The sequence below is a fragment of the Rhizobium sp. SEMIA 4085 genome, from assembly GCF_013004495.1.
In the GTDB taxonomy this organism is placed as follows: Bacteria; Pseudomonadota; Alphaproteobacteria; order Rhizobiales; family Rhizobiaceae; genus Rhizobium; species Rhizobium gallicum.
Map to the genome: position 1 here is coordinate 1 of NZ_JABEPH010000443.1, position 4,228 is coordinate 4,228.

The 4,228-nt window shown below is 61.4% G+C and carries 5 protein-coding genes; 3 read left to right on the forward strand and 2 right to left on the reverse strand.

What is annotated here, in order from left to right; all coding sequences use genetic code 11:
- The 3 genes from C9413_RS28610 to C9413_RS28620 form a co-directional block, all read left to right on the forward strand.
- Window positions 1-882, forward strand: an 882-nt coding sequence (locus C9413_RS28610) for a M23 family metallopeptidase (RefSeq protein WP_170251243.1), incomplete at its 5' end; no start/stop codon positions are given.
- Window positions 883-1,039: 157 nt separating this feature from the next.
- Entirely contained in the window at window positions 1,040-2,533 is a 1,494-nt protein-coding gene (locus C9413_RS28615; RefSeq protein WP_170251244.1) for a DEAD/DEAH box helicase, read from the forward strand.
- Window positions 2,534-2,540: 7 nt separating this feature from the next.
- Entirely contained in the window at window positions 2,541-2,963 is a 423-nt protein-coding gene (locus tag C9413_RS28620; protein WP_039845001.1) for an NUDIX domain-containing protein, read from the forward strand.
- On the opposite strand, the gene C9413_RS28625 is transcribed toward C9413_RS28620, so the two are convergent.
- Together C9413_RS28625 and C9413_RS28630 are read right to left on the reverse strand one after the other, a co-directional pair.
- The gene (locus tag C9413_RS28625) at window positions 2,964-3,281 is read right to left on the reverse strand and encodes a TfoX/Sxy family protein (RefSeq protein WP_039845002.1); all 318 of its coding nucleotides are present in this window, start codon (window positions 3,279-3,281) and stop codon (window positions 2,964-2,966) included.
- Window positions 3,282-3,283: 2 nt separating this feature from the next.
- The coding region (locus C9413_RS28630) for an NTP transferase domain-containing protein (RefSeq protein ID WP_170251245.1) at window positions 3,284-4,228 on the reverse strand (945 nt) is incomplete at its 5' end.

The window sequence follows — 4,228 nt, forward strand, 5'->3', positions numbered from 1 at the left end:
CCCCACCCCCCAGCCCGCGCAGTAAACGCCAACGGTCCGCCGTTCCCACCCCCCGCCCGGGCATACCACCCCCTCCGGGCAGACACGCGCGAACCCGACGACGGACCGCCCGACAATTCCCCGCTCGCCTATGCCCCCACACCCGAAACCGTCGGCGATCGCGCCGACCGCCTGTTCTCGAAGGTCACGCTTTCACTGAAAGGCGTCGAGGAAGAGCAGCGCGCCCGCGTTGAGCAGCTGACTGTGGATGCGGGCGATGCCGCCAGCAATATCGAGAAAGTCCTGACCCGCTTCAAGATTGCCGTACCGGAGCAGGCAGCCGTCAAGCCCGATGATGATGATGATGACAGCGCTGTCGGCGGCCCCTATGCCGAGCCGGAAAACGGCGACAACTTCAACAATTCCCTCGCGCAGCTCGATACCGCCTTGACCCGGCTCGAAGCCGTTCGCAGTACGGCGGAAGCCCTGCCGTTCCGCAATCCGGCCATCGGCAAGGAAATCACCAGTCCCTTCGGCAATCGGCGCGATCCTTTCCTCGGACGTCTTGCCCTTCATTCCGGCGTTGACTTTCGCTTTGCTGCGGGCGAAACGATCCGCCCAACAGCCCCCGGCAAGGTCGTCAATGCCGGCTGGACGGGCGGCTACGGCAACATGGTCGAGATCGATCACGGTAACGGCATTTCTACCCGTTACGGCCACATGTCGGAGATTCTGGTGAAGGCCGGCGACATGGTCGGCCGCTCGGATGTGATCGGTCTTGCCGGAAGCACAGGCCGTTCGACGGGCACCCATTTGCATTACGAGGTACGCCAGAACGGCCGCGCGGTCGATCCGGTGTATTTCTTGAATGCAGGCTTGAAACTCGCGACTTATATCAAATAAACGACTGCGGTAACCACAGTTTTACCTGTTCGACGGCTGCAGAGCCCGTATTCCTTGACCTGCAAGCCGTTTGGGACTATGTCGCGCTGCATTGCGGCATGCAATCCCGCCGACTCAACCAGAGTATGGCCGAACCTGAACGGAAATAGTTTTCCCCTTGACGACATTTGCTGACCTTGGCCTGAGCCAAAAAGTGCTTTCCGCCGTTACCGACGCCGGCTACACGATCCCCACTCCTATTCAGGCAGGAGCAATCCCGTTCGCCCTGCAGCGCCGTGACATTTGCGGGATCGCGCAGACAGGAACGGGCAAGACGGCATCCTTCGTCTTGCCGATGTTGTCGCTGCTGGAAAAGGGCCGCGCCCGCGCCCGCATGCCACGAACGCTCATCCTCGAACCGACGCGCGAACTCGCCGCGCAAGTCGCGGAGAACTTCGAAAAATATGGCAAGAACCACCGATTGAACGTCGCGCTGCTGATCGGCGGCGTTTCCTTCGAAGACCAGGACCGCAAGCTCGAGCGCGGTGCAGACGTTCTCATCTGCACGCCCGGCCGCCTGCTGGACCATTTTGAGCGCGGCAAGCTTTTGATGAGCGCCGTCGAAATCTTCGTCATCGACGAAGCCGACCGAATGCTCGACATGGGCTTCATCCCGGATATCGAGCGTATTGCCAAGCTCATCCCCTTCACACGCCAGACACTGTTCTTCTCGGCGACCATGCCGCCGGAAATCCAGAAGCTCGCCGACCGGTTCTTGCAAAATCCGGAGCGAATCGAAGTCGCAAAGCCGGCCTCCGCCGCCAAGAACATCACGCAGCGTTTCGTTGCTTCGCACGGCAAGGACTATGAGAAGCGCGCCGCACTGCGCGATCTGGTCCGCGCGCAGGAGGACCTGAAGAACGCCATCATCTTTTGCAACCGCAAGAAGGACGTGGCCGACCTCTTCCGCTCCCTCGAACGCCATGGCTTTTCCGTCGGCGCACTCCACGGCGACATGGACCAGCGCTCGCGCACGAATATGCTGCAAAGCTTCCGTGATGGGCAGCTGCACCTCCTCGTCGCCTCCGACGTCGCCGCCCGCGGCCTCGACATTCCGGATGTCAGCCACGTCTTCAACTTCGATGTGCCGATTCATGCCGAGGATTACGTGCACCGCATCGGCCGCACCGGCCGTGCAGGCCGTTCCGGCGCTGCCTTCACCATTGTCACAGGCCGTGACCAGAAACATGCCGACGCGATCCAAAAGCTGATCGGCGAGACGGTCGAGTGGCTGCATGGCGATCTTTCCGCTCTTCCGCCTCCGGAACCCGGCCGCGAAGACGATCGCCCACGCCGCGCAGGTACCCGGGATCGCGACAAGGGCCGTGGCCGCGTCAAGGAGCGCCGGGGTCATAAAACTGATATCGGCGCCGATGATAATGCCGCCGAAGCCATCGAAGCAGCAGCACCAGCAAAGGCCGAAAGCGTGAAGCACGAGCGCAAAGCAGAAAACAAGCCGCAGAACAACGCGCGCAACTCTCGGCCCTATCCGGCGAACGATGACAATCGCGAGCGCCGCCGCTATCGCGACCACGACGACGGCCCGACGCCGGTCGGCTTCGGCGACGACATTCCCGCCTTCATGCTGATCGCGGCAAACGCCAAGGTCTAATCTTCCGATGGGCAAACCTGGCATTCATTTTCCAGGTCTCGGTGTCGGCCTGGTGATTTTGCGCGACGGCAAGATCCTGCTTTACAAGCGCATTCGTGTGCCTGAGGCCGGTCATTGGAGCATCGTCGGCGGCAAAGTAGATCATATGGAGCCAATTGCCGAAGCCGCGCGCCGGGAAGCCGAGGAAGAAACCGGATTGACGATTGCTCGCACCGAACTTCTCGGTCATGCGGAAGTGATTTCAGGCGCCGATGCGCAGCATTGGGTCTCGTTTCTCTATATAGCTAGAGAAGTCAGCGGCGATCCGCAGTTGACGGAACCGGAAAAACTCTCGGATTTCGGCTGGTTCACGCGATCACAACTGCCGACACCACTTTCCGACTTTGCCAAGGCCGCAATCGGTTATCTCGACAACGAAGACTTCCGCTGATCATTCGGCTCTAAGCGCCGCCTCATAGGCAAGCCGCACCCATTTCGCCATTTCATCCGGATCGTCATAAGCCGCGTCCGGGATCGACCAGTAAGGCATTTTTACCGGATTGCCCTTCTTGCCCTCATAGAACCATTGGCTGGAGCCTGCTGCGGCAAACTCGGGCGAGCTCTTGTCATCGGCCTTGAGCAGCACTTCGCCTCCAACTTCGACCGCGACGATACGGCCGAGGTGATAGATGCCCTTGCCGCCGAACATACGCTTGATCGTCACGGGGCCGAGCCCCTGAAACATTTCCTCTATACCGGCCGCGTCCATTGCTATTCCTTCAATATGCCGCCTGCTGCGGCAATAGCCTCCGGCGTATCCACGTCAAGATGCGCACTCTCGCCGATATCGACATCGACGACCGGCAGCCGCGCCGTCTCGACGATGTGGCGCGCGCCGACATCGCCTTCGAGTGAAAGCACTGCATGATACAATGATCGCGGCAGAATGACCGGATTTCCGCGTTTGCCTCCGCAGACCGCCCGAACGATCGCCCGGCCCTCGGCCTGCTCGAACGCGCTGATCAAGTGATCGAGGTCCGCCGTCGAGACCCCCGGCATGTCAGCAAGCATGACAAGGACGCCCTCGGCGCCGTTCGCATGGGCATGTGCGAAGCCGGCCGCGAGAGAGCTTGCCATGCCGGAGGCATAATCGGAGTTGAAGACCGGCTGCACGTTCAAGCCTTCAAGTGCTGCTTCAATCTCAGCACGGCGATGCCCCGTTACGGCCACAACCGATAAAGCCCTGCTGGCAACAGCAATGGATGCCGAGCGGCGCATCAGCGGCATGCCATCAAATTCCGCAAGAAGCTTTTGCTGGCCGCCCTCGCCCATGCGGCGCGCCCTGCCGGCGGCAAGCAGGACGATCGCAACGGAAGCGTCGGCGCGTTTCCTGGCAGGCACATCGCGCGGCTGCGGCCGCGATTGTATCTCCATTAGCAGGCCTCCGACGCCCATCCCGGTCACCTCATGCGCACTCGGCTCTTCACCGGCCAGAATGCGGTCGAGGACCCAGTCAAAACCATTTTCCTTCGGACTGCGGGCGCAACCAGGCGCACCGACGACATAAGTCTCGCCGATGCTGCCGAGGACCATCAGATTTCCCGGATCGACGGGCATGCCGACGCTCAAGATACGCCCGCCCGCCTCGCGTATTGCCTGCGGAATGACATCTGCCGCGTCGATGACCGCCGAGGCACCGACGGCGAGAGTGGGACA

Excerpts from the sequence above, each read along its gene's own strand:
- C9413_RS28620 (WP_039845001.1), top strand. The coding sequence starts at position 2,541 with ATGGGCAAACCTGGCATTCATTTTCCAGGTCTCGGTGTCGGCCTGGTG.
- C9413_RS28625 (WP_039845002.1), bottom strand. The coding sequence starts at position 3,281 with ATGGACGCGGCCGGTATAGAGGAAATGTTTCAGGGGCTCGGCCCCGTG.